The organism is Actinomadura sp. NPDC048021, assembly GCF_040653135.1.
Lineage (GTDB): Bacteria > Actinomycetota > Actinomycetes > Streptosporangiales > Streptosporangiaceae > Spirillospora > Spirillospora verrucosospora.
In genome coordinates, this window is sequence record NZ_JBEZJQ010000017.1 from 1 (window position 1) to 16,487 (window position 16,487).

Genomic DNA, 16,487 nt, shown 5'->3' on the forward strand with positions numbered 1-16,487 from the left:
TGCGTTTGGGGTTTTGGGGCCGCGGGCCCGGCGTTTTGGGGGCGGCGGGGGCGGCGGGTTGGGCAGGGCCCCCGGCCGCGGGGCGGCGGCGCCAGCACGGCGCCGCGCCCGCGCGGTGACCGCGGCCCCGGCCGGTCGGCCGGGGCCGCCGTCATAGCGGAATGAAAACCTTTGTCAAGCCTGGAATTCTCCCGGGTCCGTGATTACCGTCTGCGGGTGGGTGTTCATCCTCCGTCTGCGAAAGGACCCCCATGTCTCTCGACGTGACCCCGGAACTGCTGGAGACGGCGCAGAAGGGCGAGGTCGGCGACGCGGACTTCGTCGAGTGCATCAGGACCTCCCTCCCCTACGCCTGGGACATGATCAGCGGCCTCGTGGCCCGGCTCCAGGTGGACGGCGGAGACTTCGCCGACAACCTCACCCCGCCGCCGGACGAGACGGCGCGCGGCCAGCTCCTCCGCGTCCTCGCCAGCGACGCCATGCGAAGCGCGCTGGAGCGTTACTTCGGGGTGAGACTCGCGTTCCAGAACTGCCACCGCGTCGCGGTCTTCCCCACCCAGGACTCCTCCGCCTACCGGACGTTCGTCACGGCCCGCGAACAGATCCTCAACCAGTCCCCCGAACTCCGCGACTGCTGACCCGCTCCCCCCGTGCGGCGCGCCGACTCCGGTCGGCGCGCCGTATCGCGATGTGGGCAGCGGCCCCCGGCGGCTGTCTGGGCGCCCGAGTGCATGACTGGCAGCGATGGCCGACCGTCACGTCCCGCCGATCCGCGCGGCCTGCTGGTGGGGTGCGCGGTCAGGTGGCGGCGCGGACTTTGGGAAGGACTTCTCGGCCCAGGCGGGCGATGTTCTCCAGGGTGGCGGCGCGGGAGCCGGCGGCTTCCACCAGGAGGACCAGGTGCCTTATGCCGGTTCGCTCGACCGTGGCCAGGAGGGACTCGGCGCAGTCGTCCGGTGAGCCGATCGGGTGGAGGTCGCACATCAGGCGCGTGTAGGCGACGGGGTCGCGGGACGGGCGCGTGCGGTCGTCCACGGCGACGTACCCCTCCAGGCCGGGGCCGAGCCAGCGCGGCATCCCGTCCATGAGGGCGGCGACCGCCTGCTCCCGCGAGTCGGCGACCTGGGCCACATGGGTGGAGACGTGCGGCAGGGACGGGTCGCCGTGCCGGGCGATCGCGGCGGCCTTCTCGTCCGGGCCGACATGCATGCCGAGCAGCATCGGCAGGCCGCGTTCCGCCGCGAGCGCCTCGGTCGCGGGGGACGTGCAGGCGACCGTCACCGGCGGCGGGACCGGCGCCCGCGGGACGACCGGCACCTCGCGGAAGGCGAAGTGCTCGCCCGACCAGCCGAGACGGTCGGAACGCAGCCACGCCAGGAGGAGGTCGAGGGATTCGGCGAAGCCGTGCTCGTAGCGGGGGAGGCCCGTGCCGAACACCTCCAGGTCGCGCCACGGTCCGCCGCGCCCGACCCCCAGCCGGAAGCGGCCGCCGGACAGCAGCGCCAGCATCGCGGACTGCTCGGCCAGCGCCACCGGATGCTGGGTGGACAGCACGCTCACCGCCGTCCCGACGCCGACCCGCGTGGTGGCGGCCAGCAGATGTCCGGCCAGCACGGTCGCGGACGGCACCACCCCGTACGACATGAAGTGGTGCTCGGCGAGCCACACGTCGTCGAACCCGGCGCGCTCGGCCGCGAGGGCGGCCTCGACGGTGCGGGACAGGGCTGCGGCGTCGTCCTGGCCGGGGAAACGGGCGGCGAGGAGGAAGATTCCGAGGCGCACGTCCCCGTCGTACCCGCCATGGGGGACGGGCGACCGCTCTGCAAGACTGCGGTCCATGACTGGTGGTTCGTTCAGCAGGGTCGGGGTCGTCGGACTGGGCACGATGGGCGCGGGCATCGCCGAGGTGCTGGCGCGGGGCGGCCTCGCGGTCGTCGGCATCGAGGTGAACCGGGAGGCGCTGGAGCGCGGGCGCGGCAACCTGGAGTCCTCGACCGGACGGGCCGTCAAGCGGGGCAGGCTCAGCGAGGACGCGCAGCGCGAGATCCTCGGCCGCATCGCGCTGTCGACCGACTTCGCCGACCTCGGCGACTGCGACCTCGTCATCGAGGCCGTCCCCGAGCGGCTCGACCTGAAGCGCACGGTGTTCGCCGAGCTCGACCGCGTGTGCCGGGACGACGCCGTCCTCGCCACCAACACCTCCTCCCTGTCGGTCACCGACATCGCGGTCACCACCGGCCGGCCCACCAAGATCGTCGGGGTGCACTTCTTCAACCCGGCGCCGGTCATGAAGCTCGTCGAGGTCATCGGGACCGTCCTCACCGAGCCGGAGGCCGTCGCCCGGGTCGCCGGGCTGGTCGAGGGCCTCGGCAAGACGCCGGTGACGGTCGGGGACCGGGCCGGGTTCGTCGCCAACCGCCTCCTGTTCGGCTACCTGAACCAGGCCGCGACCATGCTGGAGACCGGGCACGCGACCCGCGACGACATCGACGCCGCGATGAAGGCGGGCGCCGGGCTGCCGATGGGCCCGTTCACCCTGATGGACCTGATCGGCCTCGACACCTGCCTCGAGGTGCTGGACGCGATCTACGCCGAGTCCCGCGACCGCCGCCACGCCGCCTCGCCGCTGCTCCGCGAGCTCGTCACCGCCGGGCTGCTCGGCCGCAAGACCGGCCGCGGCTTCTACTCCTACGACAAGTCAGGCCAAGCCGAGGAGGAGACGTCCGCCGCGGCGGCGCCGACCGTGGGCGTCGTCGGCGTCGGGCCGCTCGCGGACGCGGTCGCCGCGCTGTGCGCCCGGGCGGGCGCACGGGTCGGCGACTCCGCCGCCGACCTCGCGGGCTGCGACCTGATCGTCGAGGCCGCGGAGGACCCCGAGGCCGCGCGGGCGCTGCTGTCCGCCGCCGTCCAGGCCGCCAAGCCCGGAACGGTCATCGCCGTCACCTCGGTGGACGGCTCCGCGATCCGGCAGGCCATGGCCACCGGACGCCCCGCCGACGTCGTCGGCCTGCACCTCCCCGACCCGGCCGGCGCCCTGGCGGAGATGTCCGCCACGGTCGCGACCGCACCGGACGTCGCCGACCGCGCCGCCGGCCTCCTCGCGCGTCTCGGCCTCACCGTCGTGCGCTGCCGCGACCGCGCCGGGTTCATCGTGGACGCCCTGCGCCTGCCCTACCTGAACGACGCCGCCGCCATGCTCGGCGCCGGATACGCCGACGCCGACTCCATCGACGCCGCGATGACGCTGGGCTGCGGCTACCCGACCGGCCCCATCGCCGACCTCGACCGCATCGGCCCCGGCCGCGCCGTCACCGTCCTGCGCGCCCTGCACGCCGAGACCCGCGACCCGGCCCTGGCCCCGGCCCCCCTACTGGTGGAGCACGCGACGGCCGGGAAGCCCCTGCGCTAGGCCCTCCCGTCCCCGCGCGGGCGGCCCGCCGGGCTGGCCGGGTTCATATGCTTTAGGGCATGAGCCCCCGCAAGAACCGCCGTGCCGCATCCGGACGTTCCGCCCGGGGCGGAGGCACGTCATGGGCTCAGGAGACCGAGGAGGGCCCGGACGGCGAGTGGATCGTCCGGTCGGTCTCCGGGGCCGGGGCGGCCAAGCCGTACCGCTGCCCGGGCTGCGACCAGGAGATCCCGCCGGGCGTCGGCCATGTCGTCGCGTGGCGGGCGGGTGACGGCGGGGACGACCGGCGGCACTGGCACCGGCCCTGCTGGCAGGCCCGGAACCGCCGGTCGCCGCGCGTGCTGCGGTCGCGCAACGCCCCGCGGTACTGACGACCGGCGTCCCGAGCCGCGGACGCCGCCCGGCCGAGTGAGAGAAGAGGGATCGATGGCGGAGATCAGGGCGGCCTCGGTGCTGCCGGCCCGGCGCGAGGAGATCACGCTGCACACGTCCGACGGCCTTGAGCTGGTCGGGGAGCTGGCGCTGCCGCCGGAGCGGCCGCCGGTCGCGACGCTGGTCTGCCTGCATCCGCTGCCCACGGCCGAGGGCATGATGGACAGCCACGTCCTGCGCAAGGCGTCCTTCCGGCTGCCCGCGCTCGCCGACCTCGCCGTCCTGCGGTTCAACACGCGGGGGACGACGTCGGCGCGCGGCACGAGCCAGGGCGAGTTCGGCGACGGCGAGACCGAGCGGTTCGACGTGGCGGCGGCGCTGGAGTACACCGAGTACCACGACCTGCCGCGGCCGTGGCTGCTCGGCTGGTCGTTCGGCACCGAACTGGCGCTCAGATGGGGACGGGACCCGCTGGTCGAGGGCGCGATCCTGCTGTCGCCTCCGCTGAAGAGGGCCGGCGACGCCGACCTCGACGCGTGGGGCGCCGACGGGCGGCCCCTCGTGGCGCTGGTGCCGGAGTTCGACGACTACCTGCGCCCGGCGGAGGCGCGGGAGCGGTTCAAGCGCGTCCCGCAGGCCGAGGTGGTCGCGGTGGACAACGCCAAGCACCTCTGGGTGGGCGAACCCTACGTCCGGATCGTGCTGAACGAGATCGTCAAGCGGGTCGCGCCGGCCGCATACCCGCTCCCCACTGAATGGGATGAAACGGACAGATAAACACGGGCGGCCGATCGCGGCCACTCCGTCCCACCGGCCGCGCCGGCGGGCGACCATTGCCCAATGACGGTGCAGCTGTACGCAAGGGACGTCGGGACCGGCACACCGCTCGTGCTGCTGCACGCCTTCCCGCTGTCGTCGGCGATGTGGCTCGCCCAGCGCGAGGGCCTCGCGGGCCGGTTCCGGGTCATCACCCCGGACCTGCGCGGTTTCGGCGGCTCCCGGCTGGGCGACGACGAGCCGTCCGTCGACACGATGGCCGACGACGTCGCCCGCGCGTGCCGCTCGCTCGGGGTCCGGCGGGCCGTCGTCGGCGGGCTGTCCATGGGCGGGTACGTGGCGATGGCGCTGTGCCGGCGGCACCCCGACCTCGTCCTCGGCCTCGTGCTGGCCGCCACCCGCGCCACCGCCGACACCGCCCCCGTCCGGGAGAACCGGCTGCGGCAGGCCGGCGCCCTCGAAGCCGAGCGCAGCACCCGCGTCCTCGTGGACGAGGTGCTGCCCGGCCTCGTCGGCCCCACCACCTACCGGCAGCGGGCGCTGATCTACGGGCGGGTCCGCGGCCTCGTCCAGGCGGCGCCGCCGCTCGCCGCCGCGTGGGCGCAGCGCGCCATGGCGGGACGCGCGGACTCCACCGAGACGCTCCGCGGCCTCCGCGCCCCCGCGCTCGTCATGATCGGGGACGAGGACGCGCTGGCCACCGAGGACGAGGCCCGCGCCATGGCCGAGGCGATGCCGAACGCCGAGACGCTCGTCATCCCGCGCGCCGGGCACCTGTGCGCGGTGGAGCAGCCCGAGCTGTTCAACCAGGCGGTGGCGGAGTTCGCCGCCGCCCTCGCCCGGACGTCCCGCTGACCCCGGCGCGGGCGCGCCGGGGCCGGCGGCCTACAGCGTCTCCTGGCGCGGCATGACGACCTCGCGGATCAGCAGCGAGATCGCGGCCGCCGTGGGGATCGCCAGCAGCGCGCCGACCACGCCGAGCAGCGCCGCGCCGACCAGCGCCGCCACGATCGTCACCGCCGGCTGGACGTCCACGGTCCGCTTCATCACCCGCGGATAGACGAGGTAGTTCTCCACCTGCTGGTAGACGACATAGAAGATCGCGCACACGATGAGGTCGGTCGTGGTCCCGGTCAGGAACGCCACCAGGGAGACGATCACCGCGCCGATCGTGGCGCCGATCAGCGGGACGAGGTCGGTCACCGCGACGATCAGCGCGAGCGCGAGCGCGTACTTCACCCCGAGGATCGACAGGAAGATGTACGAGCACACGCCCGCGATGAGCGCGATCGTGAACTGGCCGGCGACGTAGCCGCCGATCCGGTCGAGGATCTCGTCGCCGAGCAGGGCGACCCGGGCCCGCCGGGTGCGCGGGGCCAGCTGGTAGAAGAACGTCTTGATCTGCGGCAGCGAGCTGAGGAAGTACAGCGTCAGGATCAGGATCGTGATCGTCTGGAAGATGCCGTTGATCGCGACCTTGCCGATGCCGGTGGCGGTGTCGGTGAGGCCCTTCTGGAAGCCGTCGCCGTTCACCGTCTTCTCGGCGCGTTCCAGCAGGCCGTAGCGCTTGTCCCAGTCGGCCAGCGTCTTGTTGTTCTGGAGCTGCTGGACGTACTCGGGGATGTTGTGGCGCAGCTCGGTGACCTGCTCGGACACCGGCTGGACGAGGGAGGCGACGAACCCTGCGAAGAACAGGATCACGATCAGGAACACCGTCGCGACCGCGGCGCCGCGGGGCAGGCCGAACCTGCGCAGCCGCTCCACCGCCGGGTTGAGGCCGACCGCGAGGAACATCGCGACCACGATCATGACGAGCACCGACTTGGCGTTCGTCGCGGCCTTCACCAGCATCCAGGCGGTGATGACGCCGAGCGCCGCCGTGAACCCGAACACGAACGGGTGCGCGCGGCCGAGCGGCTGCCCGGGCTTGCCGAACGGGAACAGGTGGTCGACGCCGGCCTCGCGCTTGCGCTGCTCGACGTCGTGCGCCGGGTCGGGCGCGCCGGGCTCGGGCGCCACGGGTTCGGCGCCCGACCGCGCCGCCGGGAGGGTGACCGGAGCGCCGGTCGCCGGATCGCGTTCTCCCACGGGCTGCTCGATCTCCTCGGGCCTCAACGCCCCACTCGGCGCGACACCGTCGTCGTCACCGCTCCCGCCCGGCCCGCTCGTACCGGAGCCGCCTTCGCCGGAGCCGGTCTCAGCGGAGCCGGTCGTGCCGGAGCCGGTCTCGGCAGAGCCGGTCGCGCTTGAGCCGGTGCCGCCGGAGCCGTTCTCGCTGGAGTCGGTGTCGGTGGAGTCGGTCTTGGTGGGGCCGGTGTCGGTGTCGCGGTCCGCCTCGTCGGTGTCGTCGGCGGGGGGAGCCGGAGCGGGGACCCGGCGGCCGGTGGCGGACCGTCCCTCGCCGGGGGCGGGCTCGCGGCCGTCGTGCTGGGGGGTCTCGTCGGGCACGCCGCTCTCCTCTGTCGTGCGTCTACGGGGTTGAGACGACGGAAAGCCCGGAGGCGTTTCACCGCCTCCAGGCTTTCCGTCATGCCCGACCGTTAAGGGGTCACTCCTGCCACCAGTCCTCGTCGTCCTCGTCGGACTTCTTGGCCTGGGCCGGCTTGGCGGGCGCGGCCTTGGCGGCGGGCTGCTGCTTGGGGGCCTGCTGCGCCGGGGCCGGCTTCGGCTCGGCCGCCGGGATGGCGGGCTTCTCCGGAGGCGCGGCCAGCTCGGGCTCGGGGCTCATCGTCGGCGCGACGCCGCCGATGAGCTGACGCAGCTGGTTGAGGTGGCTGGTGATGCTGTCGCGCTGGCGGGTGAGCTCGTCGACCTGGCGCTGCGCCGCCGTCCGGACGCGGTCGGCCTCGGACTTGGTCTCGGCGAGCAGCTGCTCGGCCTGCGACTTGGCCTCGGCGATTACGTTGTCGGAGTTCTTGCGCGCGTTCGCCATCAGCTGCTTGGCGTGCGAGTCGGCCTCGCGCCGGGTCTGCTCGGCCTGCTGCGTCGCCTTCGCGGCGCGCTGCTCGGCGGACGCGGCGCGCTGCTCGGCCTCGGCGACGAGCTTCTGCGTCGCGGCCTGGGCGGCGGAGTGGCGCTCGGCGTCCTGCCGGTCGGCCTCCTCGCGGCGGGCGGCGAGCTGGATCTCGAACTCGGCCTCGGCCTGGGCGCGCTGGGCCTCGCTCTCCTCCAGGATGCGCTGGGCCTGGGCCCGCATCTCGTCGGCCTGCCGCTTGGCCGTGGTGAGGATCTCGTCGCGCTCCCGCTTGGTGGACGCGCGCAGCTGCGCCACCTCGCGCTCGGTGGTGGTGCGGAGCTTGGCGATCTCACGCTCGGCGGCGGCGCGCTTCTCGGCGACCTCGTGATCGGCGGTGGCCCGCAGCTTGGCGACCTCGCGCTCGGTGGTGGAGGTCAGCTCGTCGGCCTCGCGGCGGGCGGAGGTGCGCACCTCCTCGGCCTCGCGCTCGGCGGCCTGCCGCATGTCGTCGCCCTCGCGCTGGGCGTTGGCGCGCAGCTCGGAGGCGTCGTTCTCGGCGGTGGCGCGCTGCTCGGCGGCGTCGACCTTGGCCGCGGCCTTGATCTCGTTCGCCTCCGAGCGGGCCGCCTGGACCAGCTCGGTCGCCTGCTCCTCGGCGAGCCGCAGCAGCTGCTCGATGCGGGCGCCGAGGCCGGAGTAGGTCGGACGTTCCTGCTCCTGCAGCTGCCGGTGGGCGTCCGACAGCTCGCGCTGCAGGGCCTGGGTCTGCTCGCGGGTCTGCCGCACCTCGTTGTCGAGCTGCTTGATGTGCTCGTCGACCTGGTGCCGGTCGTAGCCGCGAAGCACCACGTCGAACTCGCGCGGGGGCGTGTCTTCAAAGAAGTTGCTGAGCTGGGCGTCGATGTCGGACTGCATGTGGCTCAATCCTGATGTGACGGGGCTACGGGTGGTTCCGGGGACCGGTTGATCGCCTGGCATGACGGACGCACTTGCCCCAGACCTCTTCCGGCGAATGAAGCGTACTCCGGACACTGCCGTGTTGGGGGCTCATCTTGACGCGCTGCGTGGAATGTCCTTTTTGTTCGGGCATGCGACCGGCCCGCAGCAGCCCAGGTGTTGGGGGTGCAAATACACCAGATGTGTCCGAACGGTCACAGAGCGGCGGTCCAGGCCGCGTGCTGCGTCACCGTGATATCGAACACGTCACGATCCTGGCGCACCCCCGCCGGGGCCCGCGTTACAAGATCATTCGGCGCTCGGGCGCTTCTGCACCAGTTCCGTCAGGACCCCGTGGCAGTCCTTGGGGTGCAAAAAGTTGATCAAGGAACCCATCGATCCGTGGCGCGGCGCGTCGTACAGGACGCGCACGCCCCTGCCCGCGATCCCGGCGGCCTCGTCGGCGACCGTCCCGTCCGTCCCGAACGCGATGTGGTGGACGCCCTCGCCGTTCTTTTCCATCCACTTGGCGACGGCCGAGTCCTCCCGGATCGGCTCGATGAGCTGCAGGTAGCTCGCCGCGCCGTCCCCCGTGTCGTTGATCTTGAGCATGCACTCCCGCACGCCCTGCTCCTCGTTCACCTCGAAGTGCGCGTCGGTGAAGCCGTAGGTCGCCTTGTAGAACTCGACGGTCGCGTCCAGATCGCGGCAGGCGATGCCGATGTGGTCGATACGGGTCAGCATGGGCTTTGTCCCTCCTCGGACGGCCAGGCGGGGGCGAACGGAACCGAACGGCGCTCCCGTGGGTATCGTGGCAAACGTCGCCGCAGCACCTTCCTGGAGGCCCCCACATGACCACCTCGTCCGTGATCGTCGCCGGAGCGCGCACCCCCATCGGGCGCCTGATGGGCTCGCTGAAGGACTTCTCCGCGGCCGACCTCGGGGCGCACGCGATCAAGGCGGCGCTGGAGCGGGCCGGGGTGTCCGGCGACCAGGTGCAGTACGTGATCCTCGGCCAGGTGCTGCAGGCGGGCGCGGGCCAGATCCCGTCCCGGCAGGCGGCGGTCAAGGCCGGCATCCCGATGAGCGTCCCCTCCATCACGATCAACAAGGTCTGCCTCTCCGGGCTGGACGCGATCGCGCTGGCCGACCAGCTCATCCGGGCGGGCGAGTTCGAGATCGTGGTGGCGGGCGGCATGGAGTCGATGACCCAGGCCCCGCACCTGCTGCCGAAGTCGCGCGGCGGTTACAAGTACGGCTCCGTCGAGGTCCTCGACCACATGGCCTACGACGCCCTCACCGACGCCTTCGACGGCGTCTCCATGGGCGAGTCCACCGAGCGGCACAACGCGAGGCTCGGCATCTCCCGGGAGGAGCAGGACGAGTTCTCCGCCCGCTCCCACCAGCGCGCCGCCGAGGCGATCAAGAACGGCGTGTTCGACGAGGAGATCGCCCCGGTCGAGATCCCGCAGCGGCGCGGCGAGCCCGTGGTGTTCTCCGCCGACGAGGGCGTGCGCGGCGACACCACGGCCGAGGGCCTGGCCCGGCTGCGCCCGGCGTTCAGCAAGGAGGGGACGATCACCGCCGGCTCGTCCTCGCAGATCTCCGACGGCGCCGCGGCGGTCGTGGTGATGTCCAAGGCCAAGGCCGAGGAGCTCGGCCTGACCTGGCTCGCCGAGATCGGCGCCCACGGCAACGTCGCGGGCCCGGACAACGCGCTGCAGTCCCAGCCGTCCAACGCGATCAAGCACGCCCTCGGCAAGGCGGGCCTCACCGTCGACGACCTCGACCTCATCGAGATCAACGAGGCGTTCGCCTCCGTCGGCATCCAGTCGATGCGCGACCTCGGCGTCGGCCCCGAGAAGGTCAACGTCAACGGCGGCGCCATCGCGGTCGGCCACCCGGTCGGCATGTCCGGCGCCCGCATCCTCCTGCACCTGGCCTACGAGCTGAAGCGCCGCGGCGGCGGCACCGGCGCCGCCGCCCTCTGCGGCGGCGGCGGCCAGGGCGACGGATTGATCATTCACGTCCCGGCCCGGTAGCGAGGGCCGGGGAGGACCCCCGCCTCACTGGGAGGCGGGGGTGATGGTCACCGTCGTGAAGCCGAGCGCCTTGAGCATGTTCTCCAGCATCGACTTGGTGTTGGCGTCGGCGCGTTCCTTCAGACCGCTCTGGGCCGCGGCCGTCTGGATCTTCTGGGACGCCAGGACGTAGAGCTGCTGCTGGTTGTTCGGGTTGCTGCTGAAGAAGTCGCCGAAGCGGTCGAAGACGCCGCGCTGCGTCGCGTAGACGTAGCTGTTCTTCGTGTCGAGGTTCGTCTTCTCCAGCTGGGCGGGCGGGAGGGTGACCGTCGCCACCGTGCGGTCCGCGTTGACCTTCAGGGCGCCCGAGCCGAGCCGGGAGAAGTCCACGTAGGCGTCGACCGAGCCGTTGCCGACGAACAGGGTCCGCTTGCCGCGCAGCGAGGACGGCAGGAACTTGGCGTCCTTCTCCAGGTCCACGACGACCTGGAAGTTGCCGCTCGCCGCCTCGTAGCGGTGCAGGTCGCGGATCGACTTCAGCAGGACGGGACCGCTGCGGTCCTTCGTCTCCTCCTTGAACGGGTTGAGCCAGTGGGGGAGGCCGTGCAGCGCCTGCTGGGCGACCAGGACGAGCGCGACGGTGGCGACGATGATCGCGAGGGGGGTGAGCAGGCCGCGCCGCGGGGGGCGGGACCGATCGGGGGACGACTTGGCGGGCGCGTCGTGCTTCCCGCCGTTCTTCGCGTCGTTCTTCGTTTCCGAGCGAGCCATGTATTCGACATTCCCGGCAGCGGCGTCCGCTACCTCATCCGGCGGGTTCGGGCTCGTGCGGGGACGGGTGCCGCAGGTCCGACTCGTGGGTCGCCTGCTCCACCTCGATCAGCGACTCGCTGCGGAGATGCGCCTCGTGGGCGGCCCGGCCGCCCCGCACGCCGAACAGCCGTTTGGTGACGACGATGTAGACGATGAGACCGATGTTGAGCACCAGCGCGCCGGCGCGCAGCACGGTGACCTTCTCCACCAGCTCGTAGATCTCGATCGGCAGCCCGAAGCACGTCGCGACGACCGCGAAGTACTCGCCCCAGCGCTTCAGCAGCCACAGCCCGACCGCCTCGATCAGCTCGATCGCGCCGTAGACGATGAGGCCGACGGCCAGCCAGCGCAGCGTCCGCGCGTCCAGGTCGAACACGTGCCGGACGGACGTGACGACCTTGGAGTGGTCGAGGTCCCAGCCGACCTGCTCGGCGATGGGGCGCAGCAGCGGGATCTCCTTCTCGAAGATCCGCTCGATCGATCCGCGGCTGCCGGCGAAGCGCCACACCCCGTACGCGGCGACCAGCACGATCAGGCCGCGGATGCCGCGCTCCACCGCGAAGAACCGCATGACGAAGGCGTCGCGCAGCTCCCGGCCGCGCCTGACCAGCGGCGCGCGGTCGGCCGGGCCGGTCCCGTGCGGCTCGCCGTGCACGTAGGTCCCGCAGCGCAGGCATCGCCACGCGGCGCCGATGGGGGACGAGACGACGAGCCGCTCGCGCAGCCTCTCCTCGTCCGGCGCGTAGGTGATGTGTCCCTTGCGCGCGCAGGTCAGCAGGCTCCAGTCCACGCGGACACCCTAGAGGCCATCCGGGGTCCGCATACGTCACGGTTTGCGCACGGTCGTGCGAGCGCCGTGTGAGCAACGCCATATCCGGCGCGGAAACCGCGGGCCGACGCCGTGCCGTTGAGCGGGGCGTGGACATGATTCGTGCTTTCCGGTTCGTCTCCGTCGCCGAGGCGTTCTCGTTCCTCCTCCTGCTGCTGGTCGCGATGCCGCTGAAGTACGGGGCGGACGCGCCGGTCGGCGTGCAGGTGATGGGGCCGGTGCACGGCGTCCTGTTCATGGCCTACGTCGGCCTGGTCTTCCTCGTCCGCGAGCAGCTCGGCTGGGACCTCAAGCGCACGGTGCTCGCGCTCGGCGCCGCGGTCCTGCCCGTCGCGCCGTTCTTCGTGGAGCGCCACTGGACGCGGCCCGCCGCCGAGCCGGCACCGGCCGGGCGGGGCGCCTGACCTCCTGCGTGACCGCGGTGGGCCGGGGGGTCCTGCCGCGGTCACGCGGGCCGGGTGTCCAGGACGTCGTGGAGGCGGCTCTCCGTCGTGCGGGGGGCGTGGAAGTCCCGCGGGCCCAGCGCGCAGGCGCGGTACTCGGCGAAGTGGAGCCGTAGCCAGTCGCGCCGCCGCTGCTCGGTCCAGGACGCGAACCGGTGGCCCGCGCGCGTGCCGGCCGCGGCCGGGGGCTCGTCGCCGAGAAGCCACGCGTCGACCAGCGCGCGGTAGCCGTCGCCGGAGGCGCAGGCCCCTTCGTCCTTGAGCGCCTCGCTGATCTGCCGGACGGCCCGGGACGCGTATCCGGGGGCGAGGTCCTCGTCGAGGTGGACGGCGGCGACGCCGTTCGCCACCGCGACGGGCATCCAGGCGGGACGCTGCTCGACCATCGTGAAGGCTCCCGGCGTGCCGTTCAGCCGCGCGGCGAGCGGGGTCGCCGCCGCCATCAGCTGGGGCAGCGCCTCCCGCAGGGCGGGGTGCACGCAGACGGTGAGGGGCCACGTCCGGCACACCGGCTCCGCCTGGGCGGGCGCCACCGTCCCGCCGGAGCGGTGCAGGGCGAGGGTGGCGGAGACGGTCGCGGCGAGCGCGAGCGCCAGGGGCAGGACGAGCAGGAAGCGCCGCGTCGCCCACATCACGTAGCCGAGGATCAGCGCCGTGGTCAGCCCCGCGGCCCAGAGGACCTGCACGGCGAACACCTCGGGACGCAGGGTGGTGAACAGCTGGACGCGGGAGAACGCGGCCGGGGGAAGCAGGCTCCACCAGGACGTCCCGGGGATGCGCAGGGCGGCCCACAGGGAGGTCGCGGCGAGGACGAGGGCCGCGGTGGCGCGGTGCGGTGCGACGCGTCCCGTGAGGTAGCCCGCGACGACGTGCAGGACGAGCGCGCCGGCGCCCGAGAGCGCGCCGAGCGGGTGGGGGTGCCCGGCGTGGGGGTGCACGAGGGTGACGGCGACGACCACCGCCGTGACCGCGACGTAGGAGACCAGCGCGGCGGACGACAGCAGCAGCAGGTCGAACAGCACGCCCGTCGCGGGGGAGCGGGCGGTGAGGTCGCGCAGGTAGTCGAGCGGGCGTTCCCGGACGGCCGTCCACGCGGCCAGGCCCGCGGCGGCCGGGCCCAGGAGGCGGACGGCGTTGACCAGCGCGACGACGCTGTTGTCCCAGTAGGCGACCGCCGGGCTCAGCGACAGGCACGCCGCCGCCGTCCCGAGCACGGTGAGGACCGGCACGGCGACGAGCAGCGCCGTGCGGCGGGCGTCCAGCCGGAGCACCCGCCCGAGGTCAGACACCGGTGGCGCTCTCGGCGGGCGACCGCCCCGGCCGCACCTTCGCGAGCTGTGGCAGGGGCAGGGGCAGGTGCGGCAGCGCGAGCGACGGCAGGGACATCTGCGGCAGCGCGCGCCGGGCCGGGCGGCGCCGGGGCATCGCGTCGACGGTCTGCGGATGGAGGGCGCCGCGCGGGGCGGCGGCGCCGCGCCGGTCGGCGGGGGAGCGGCCGCGGCGGGCGGCGGCCGAGTGCGTGGGCTGCTCGGCGAGCCGGCCGCGGGCGAGGGTGAACAGGCGGTCGCACCAGCCGGTGAGCGTCTCGGTGGCGTCGGCGGTGACGACCACGGTGGGCGCCAGCGTGCGCAGCACGGGGATCAGCTCGGCCATGGCCGCGGTCAGCGAGTGCCGTCCGGGGCCGGCGGCGCCGGTGGGCCAGGGGTCGGCGGCGGCGCACAGCTCGCCGAAGGGGTCGTCGAGCAGCACCAGGCCGGGCTCGTGGACGCAGGCCGCGGCCAGCCCGGCGCGCAGCCGGACGTCAGGCGGCAGCAGCGCCAGCTCGGTCCCGGCGGCCTCGGCGAGGTCGAAGCGGCGGATCATGCTCTGCGCGGCGGACGCGCTCGTCCGCTTGTAGTACGCGGCGTAGGCGACGAACTCGCCGGCCGTCATTCCCTCCGCGCGCGAGAACCGGGCCGGCAGGTAACCGATTCCGGCCCGGGCGGCCCGCTGCCCGGCGGCGTTCGTGATGTCGTGTCCGAGAATGTGCAGCGCGCCGGTGTTCGGTCTGCGCAAGGTCGCGAACGTGGCCAGCAGAGTGGATTTACCGGCACCCGGTGGACCGGCCAGGCCGACCACGCCTTCGGGCACGCCGAAGGTCACCGGGCGCAGGAGCCACCGCCCCCCGCGGCGGACACCCATTCCTCGGGCCACGATCACGGAATGCTCCGCGATCACAAGTTTCCCCCCGTTGTTCGTCATGCTGTCGCGGCGGCCGGACGGTGCGCCCGCCGCGCCGGTGGCCTCGGGTCCCCCAACCCGCCACGCGGCGCGGCCCGCAGGCCGGGCCGCCCCCCGGCGGCGCCGGCCCGGTCGCTTTTGCCGGGCCGCAATGCATCGACATCGTGACTATAACCGGGCTTGGTGATGGCTGTCAGCAATCTAATCGCCTTTACGGCAGGACGACGGAACTCTTTGCCCGGGGCGCGGCCGAAAGAGAATAGAAAAGGCGGACAATTCTCTTGATATGCCGTCCATAGGGACGGCTCTGGGGACCGGCCGTGCAAACGCGCCGACCGCCCCGCGCCGCGCCGCGCTCCGCTGGGAGCGTACGGACGTACGGCAGGGGGCGGTCATGGGGCAGGATGGACCCATGCCTTCTCGGGACTTTTCGTTGCACGGGGCCATCGACCTGGGAGCGCGCCAGGCCGCGGCAAGGAAGCAGCAGGAACGCCGGACCCAGGGCGGCGGCGGCGCGGCGCCGGCCGCGGACGCCCCCGGGGGTCCCTACGTCGTGGACGTCACCGACCAGACGTTCAACACCGAGGTCGTGGAGCGGTCGCAGTCCGTCCCCGTCCTGGTGGACTTCTGGGCCGAGTGGTGCGGTCCGTGCAAGCAGCTCGGCCCGATCCTGGAGAAGCTCGCCACCGAGGCGGCCGGCAAGTGGATCCTGGCCAAGGTCGACATCGACGCGAACCCGCAGCTCGGCGCCTACATGCAGCAGATGGGCGTCCGCGGCATCCCGTTCGTGGCGGCGGTCGTCGCCGGGCAGCTGCTGCCGTTCCTGAACGGCGCCGCCCCCGAACCGCAGGTCCGCCAGGCCATCGACCAGCTCTTCGACGCGCTGCGCAAGGAGGGCATCCTGCCGGACGCCCCCGAGGGCGAGCAGCCGGCGCCCGGCGCGGAGGCCCCCGCCGAGCCCGTGTTCTCGGAGGCCGAGGAGGCCCTGCAGCGCGGAGACCTGGACGGCGCCAAGGCCGCGTTCGAGCGCGTCCTGGCCGCCGACCCCAGGGACGACCAGGCCAAGCAGGGCCTCGCGCTGGTCGAGCTGAGCCTGCGCGTGCGGTCGCTCGACCCCGAGCGCGCGTTGCAGGAGGCGGACGAGAAGCCCGGCGACGTCCAGGCGCAGATCAGCGCGGCCGACGTGGAGATGGTGTCCGGGCGCATCGACGACGCCTTCGACCGGCTGGTGGGCGCGGTGCGGCGCGGCGCGGGCGACGACCGCGACGCGGCGCGCAAGCACCTGCTGTCGCTGTTCGAGCTCCTGCCGCCGGACGACCCCCGCGTCGGCAAGGCCCGCCGCGGTCTCCAGTCCGCCCTGTTCTGACAGGCGCCACCGCTGCTCCGGCCCGGGTCACGGCCGGGTGACGGGCGAAGGGCGGTGAGCTGGGGCGAGCGGGACACCTGACCGCGGTGGTGAGCGTATGCTCGTTGACTGATGACCGCGCCCGTGCGGCCGCGTGAAGCACTTCCCGGTGAAGCACTTCCACGGCCGATCCGGCCGGTCCGCGGCTCCGCCACCTCGTGATCGACACCGTCCTGCGATCGACACCACGGGGGCGCCCGTCCCGCGACCGTCGAGCGATCGTCGCCGCGGTCCGGGCTCTGCGGGCCGCGGGACGGGACCGGGCGGCGGCCCCGGACGCACCGTCCCCTGGAAGCGGCGCGCTCG

Annotated in this window: 16 protein-coding genes; 8 read left to right on the plus strand and 8 right to left on the minus strand. The window is 73.3% G+C overall.

The annotated features are described in order from the left end of the window. Positions 1-251 precede the first annotated feature (251 nt). Positions 252-638: an SCO5389 family protein gene (locus tag AB0C87_RS26275; protein ID WP_345184119.1), complete on the plus strand. Its 387-nt coding sequence runs from the start codon at positions 252-254 to the stop codon at positions 636-638. A gap of 160 nt (positions 639-798) precedes the next feature. Here the strand turns inward: AB0C87_RS26275 and AB0C87_RS26280 are convergent, their stop codons facing one another. Continuing rightward, complete coding sequence (locus AB0C87_RS26280; protein WP_360580027.1) at positions 799-1,782, minus strand: LLM class flavin-dependent oxidoreductase; 984 nt, start codon at positions 1,780-1,782, stop codon at positions 799-801. A 55-nt stretch (positions 1,783-1,837) separates the two neighbouring features. On the opposite strand from AB0C87_RS26280, the gene AB0C87_RS26285 reads away from it, so the two are divergent. The 4 genes from AB0C87_RS26285 to AB0C87_RS26300 all read left to right on the plus strand — a co-directional run bounded on the left by AB0C87_RS26285 (position 1,838) and on the right by AB0C87_RS26300 (position 5,413). Further along, complete coding sequence (locus AB0C87_RS26285) at positions 1,838-3,409, plus strand: 3-hydroxybutyryl-CoA dehydrogenase (RefSeq protein ID WP_360580029.1); 1,572 nt, start codon at positions 1,838-1,840, stop codon at positions 3,407-3,409. 59 nt (positions 3,410-3,468) lie between these two features. Then, entirely contained in the window at positions 3,469-3,780 is a 312-nt protein-coding gene (locus AB0C87_RS26290; protein ID WP_345184125.1) for an ATP/GTP-binding protein, read from the plus strand. 55 nt (positions 3,781-3,835) lie between these two features. After that, positions 3,836-4,558: an alpha/beta hydrolase gene (locus AB0C87_RS26295; RefSeq protein WP_345184127.1), complete on the plus strand. Its 723-nt coding sequence runs from the start codon at positions 3,836-3,838 to the stop codon at positions 4,556-4,558. A 63-nt stretch (positions 4,559-4,621) separates the two neighbouring features. Next, entirely contained in the window at positions 4,622-5,413 is a 792-nt protein-coding gene (locus AB0C87_RS26300; RefSeq protein ID WP_345184129.1) for an alpha/beta fold hydrolase, read from the plus strand. Positions 5,414-5,443: 30 nt separating this feature from the next. Here the strand turns inward: AB0C87_RS26300 and AB0C87_RS26305 are convergent, their stop codons facing one another. From AB0C87_RS26305 to mce, 3 genes are all read right to left on the minus strand, one after another. Continuing rightward, positions 5,444-7,006, minus strand: a complete 1,563-nt coding sequence (locus AB0C87_RS26305; RefSeq protein ID WP_360580031.1) for an AI-2E family transporter — start codon at positions 7,004-7,006, stop codon at positions 5,444-5,446. A gap of 100 nt (positions 7,007-7,106) precedes the next feature. Further along, complete coding sequence (locus AB0C87_RS26310; RefSeq protein WP_345184132.1) at positions 7,107-8,429, minus strand: DivIVA domain-containing protein; 1,323 nt, start codon at positions 8,427-8,429, stop codon at positions 7,107-7,109. A 330-nt stretch (positions 8,430-8,759) separates the two neighbouring features. Beyond that, on the minus strand, positions 8,760-9,194 hold the full coding sequence (mce, locus tag AB0C87_RS26315) for a methylmalonyl-CoA epimerase (protein ID WP_353835408.1): 435 nt from the start codon (positions 9,192-9,194) through the stop codon (positions 8,760-8,762). A gap of 107 nt (positions 9,195-9,301) precedes the next feature. Here mce and AB0C87_RS26320 point away from each other — a divergent pair, with 107 nt between their 5' ends. Further along, on the plus strand, positions 9,302-10,492 hold the full coding sequence (locus AB0C87_RS26320) for an acetyl-CoA C-acetyltransferase (RefSeq protein WP_345184136.1): 1,191 nt from the start codon (positions 9,302-9,304) through the stop codon (positions 10,490-10,492). Positions 10,493-10,516: 24 nt separating this feature from the next. Here AB0C87_RS26320 and AB0C87_RS26325 read toward each other — a convergent pair whose 3' ends face one another. Continuing rightward, positions 10,517-11,242 (minus strand): DUF4230 domain-containing protein, encoded by a 726-nt coding sequence (locus tag AB0C87_RS26325; RefSeq protein WP_345184138.1) that lies wholly within the window; start codon positions 11,240-11,242, stop codon positions 10,517-10,519. 34 nt (positions 11,243-11,276) lie between these two features. Further along, positions 11,277-12,074, minus strand: a complete 798-nt coding sequence (locus AB0C87_RS26330) for a DUF2127 domain-containing protein (protein ID WP_353835406.1) — start codon at positions 12,072-12,074, stop codon at positions 11,277-11,279. A gap of 134 nt (positions 12,075-12,208) precedes the next feature. Between AB0C87_RS26330 and AB0C87_RS26335 the strand changes: the two genes are divergently transcribed. Beyond that, entirely contained in the window at positions 12,209-12,517 is a 309-nt protein-coding gene (locus AB0C87_RS26335) for a DUF3817 domain-containing protein (protein ID WP_345184142.1), read from the plus strand. A gap of 41 nt (positions 12,518-12,558) precedes the next feature. Here the strand turns inward: AB0C87_RS26335 and AB0C87_RS26340 are convergent, their stop codons facing one another. Both AB0C87_RS26340 and AB0C87_RS26345 read right to left on the minus strand, forming a co-directional pair. Continuing rightward, positions 12,559-13,845: a hypothetical protein gene (locus tag AB0C87_RS26340; RefSeq protein WP_353835405.1), complete on the minus strand. Its 1,287-nt coding sequence runs from the start codon at positions 13,843-13,845 to the stop codon at positions 12,559-12,561. After that, on the minus strand, positions 13,838-14,797 hold the full coding sequence (locus tag AB0C87_RS26345; protein ID WP_360580034.1) for an ATP-binding cassette domain-containing protein: 960 nt from the start codon (positions 14,795-14,797) through the stop codon (positions 13,838-13,840). The genes AB0C87_RS26340 and AB0C87_RS26345 overlap by 8 nt, the downstream gene beginning before the upstream one ends. Positions 14,798-15,188: 391 nt before the next feature. Between AB0C87_RS26345 and AB0C87_RS26350 the strand changes: the two genes are divergently transcribed. Beyond that, positions 15,189-16,142, plus strand: coding sequence for a tetratricopeptide repeat protein (locus AB0C87_RS26350; protein WP_345184149.1), 954 nt, complete (start codon positions 15,189-15,191; stop codon positions 16,140-16,142). The last annotated feature ends 345 nt before the right edge of the window (positions 16,143-16,487 follow it).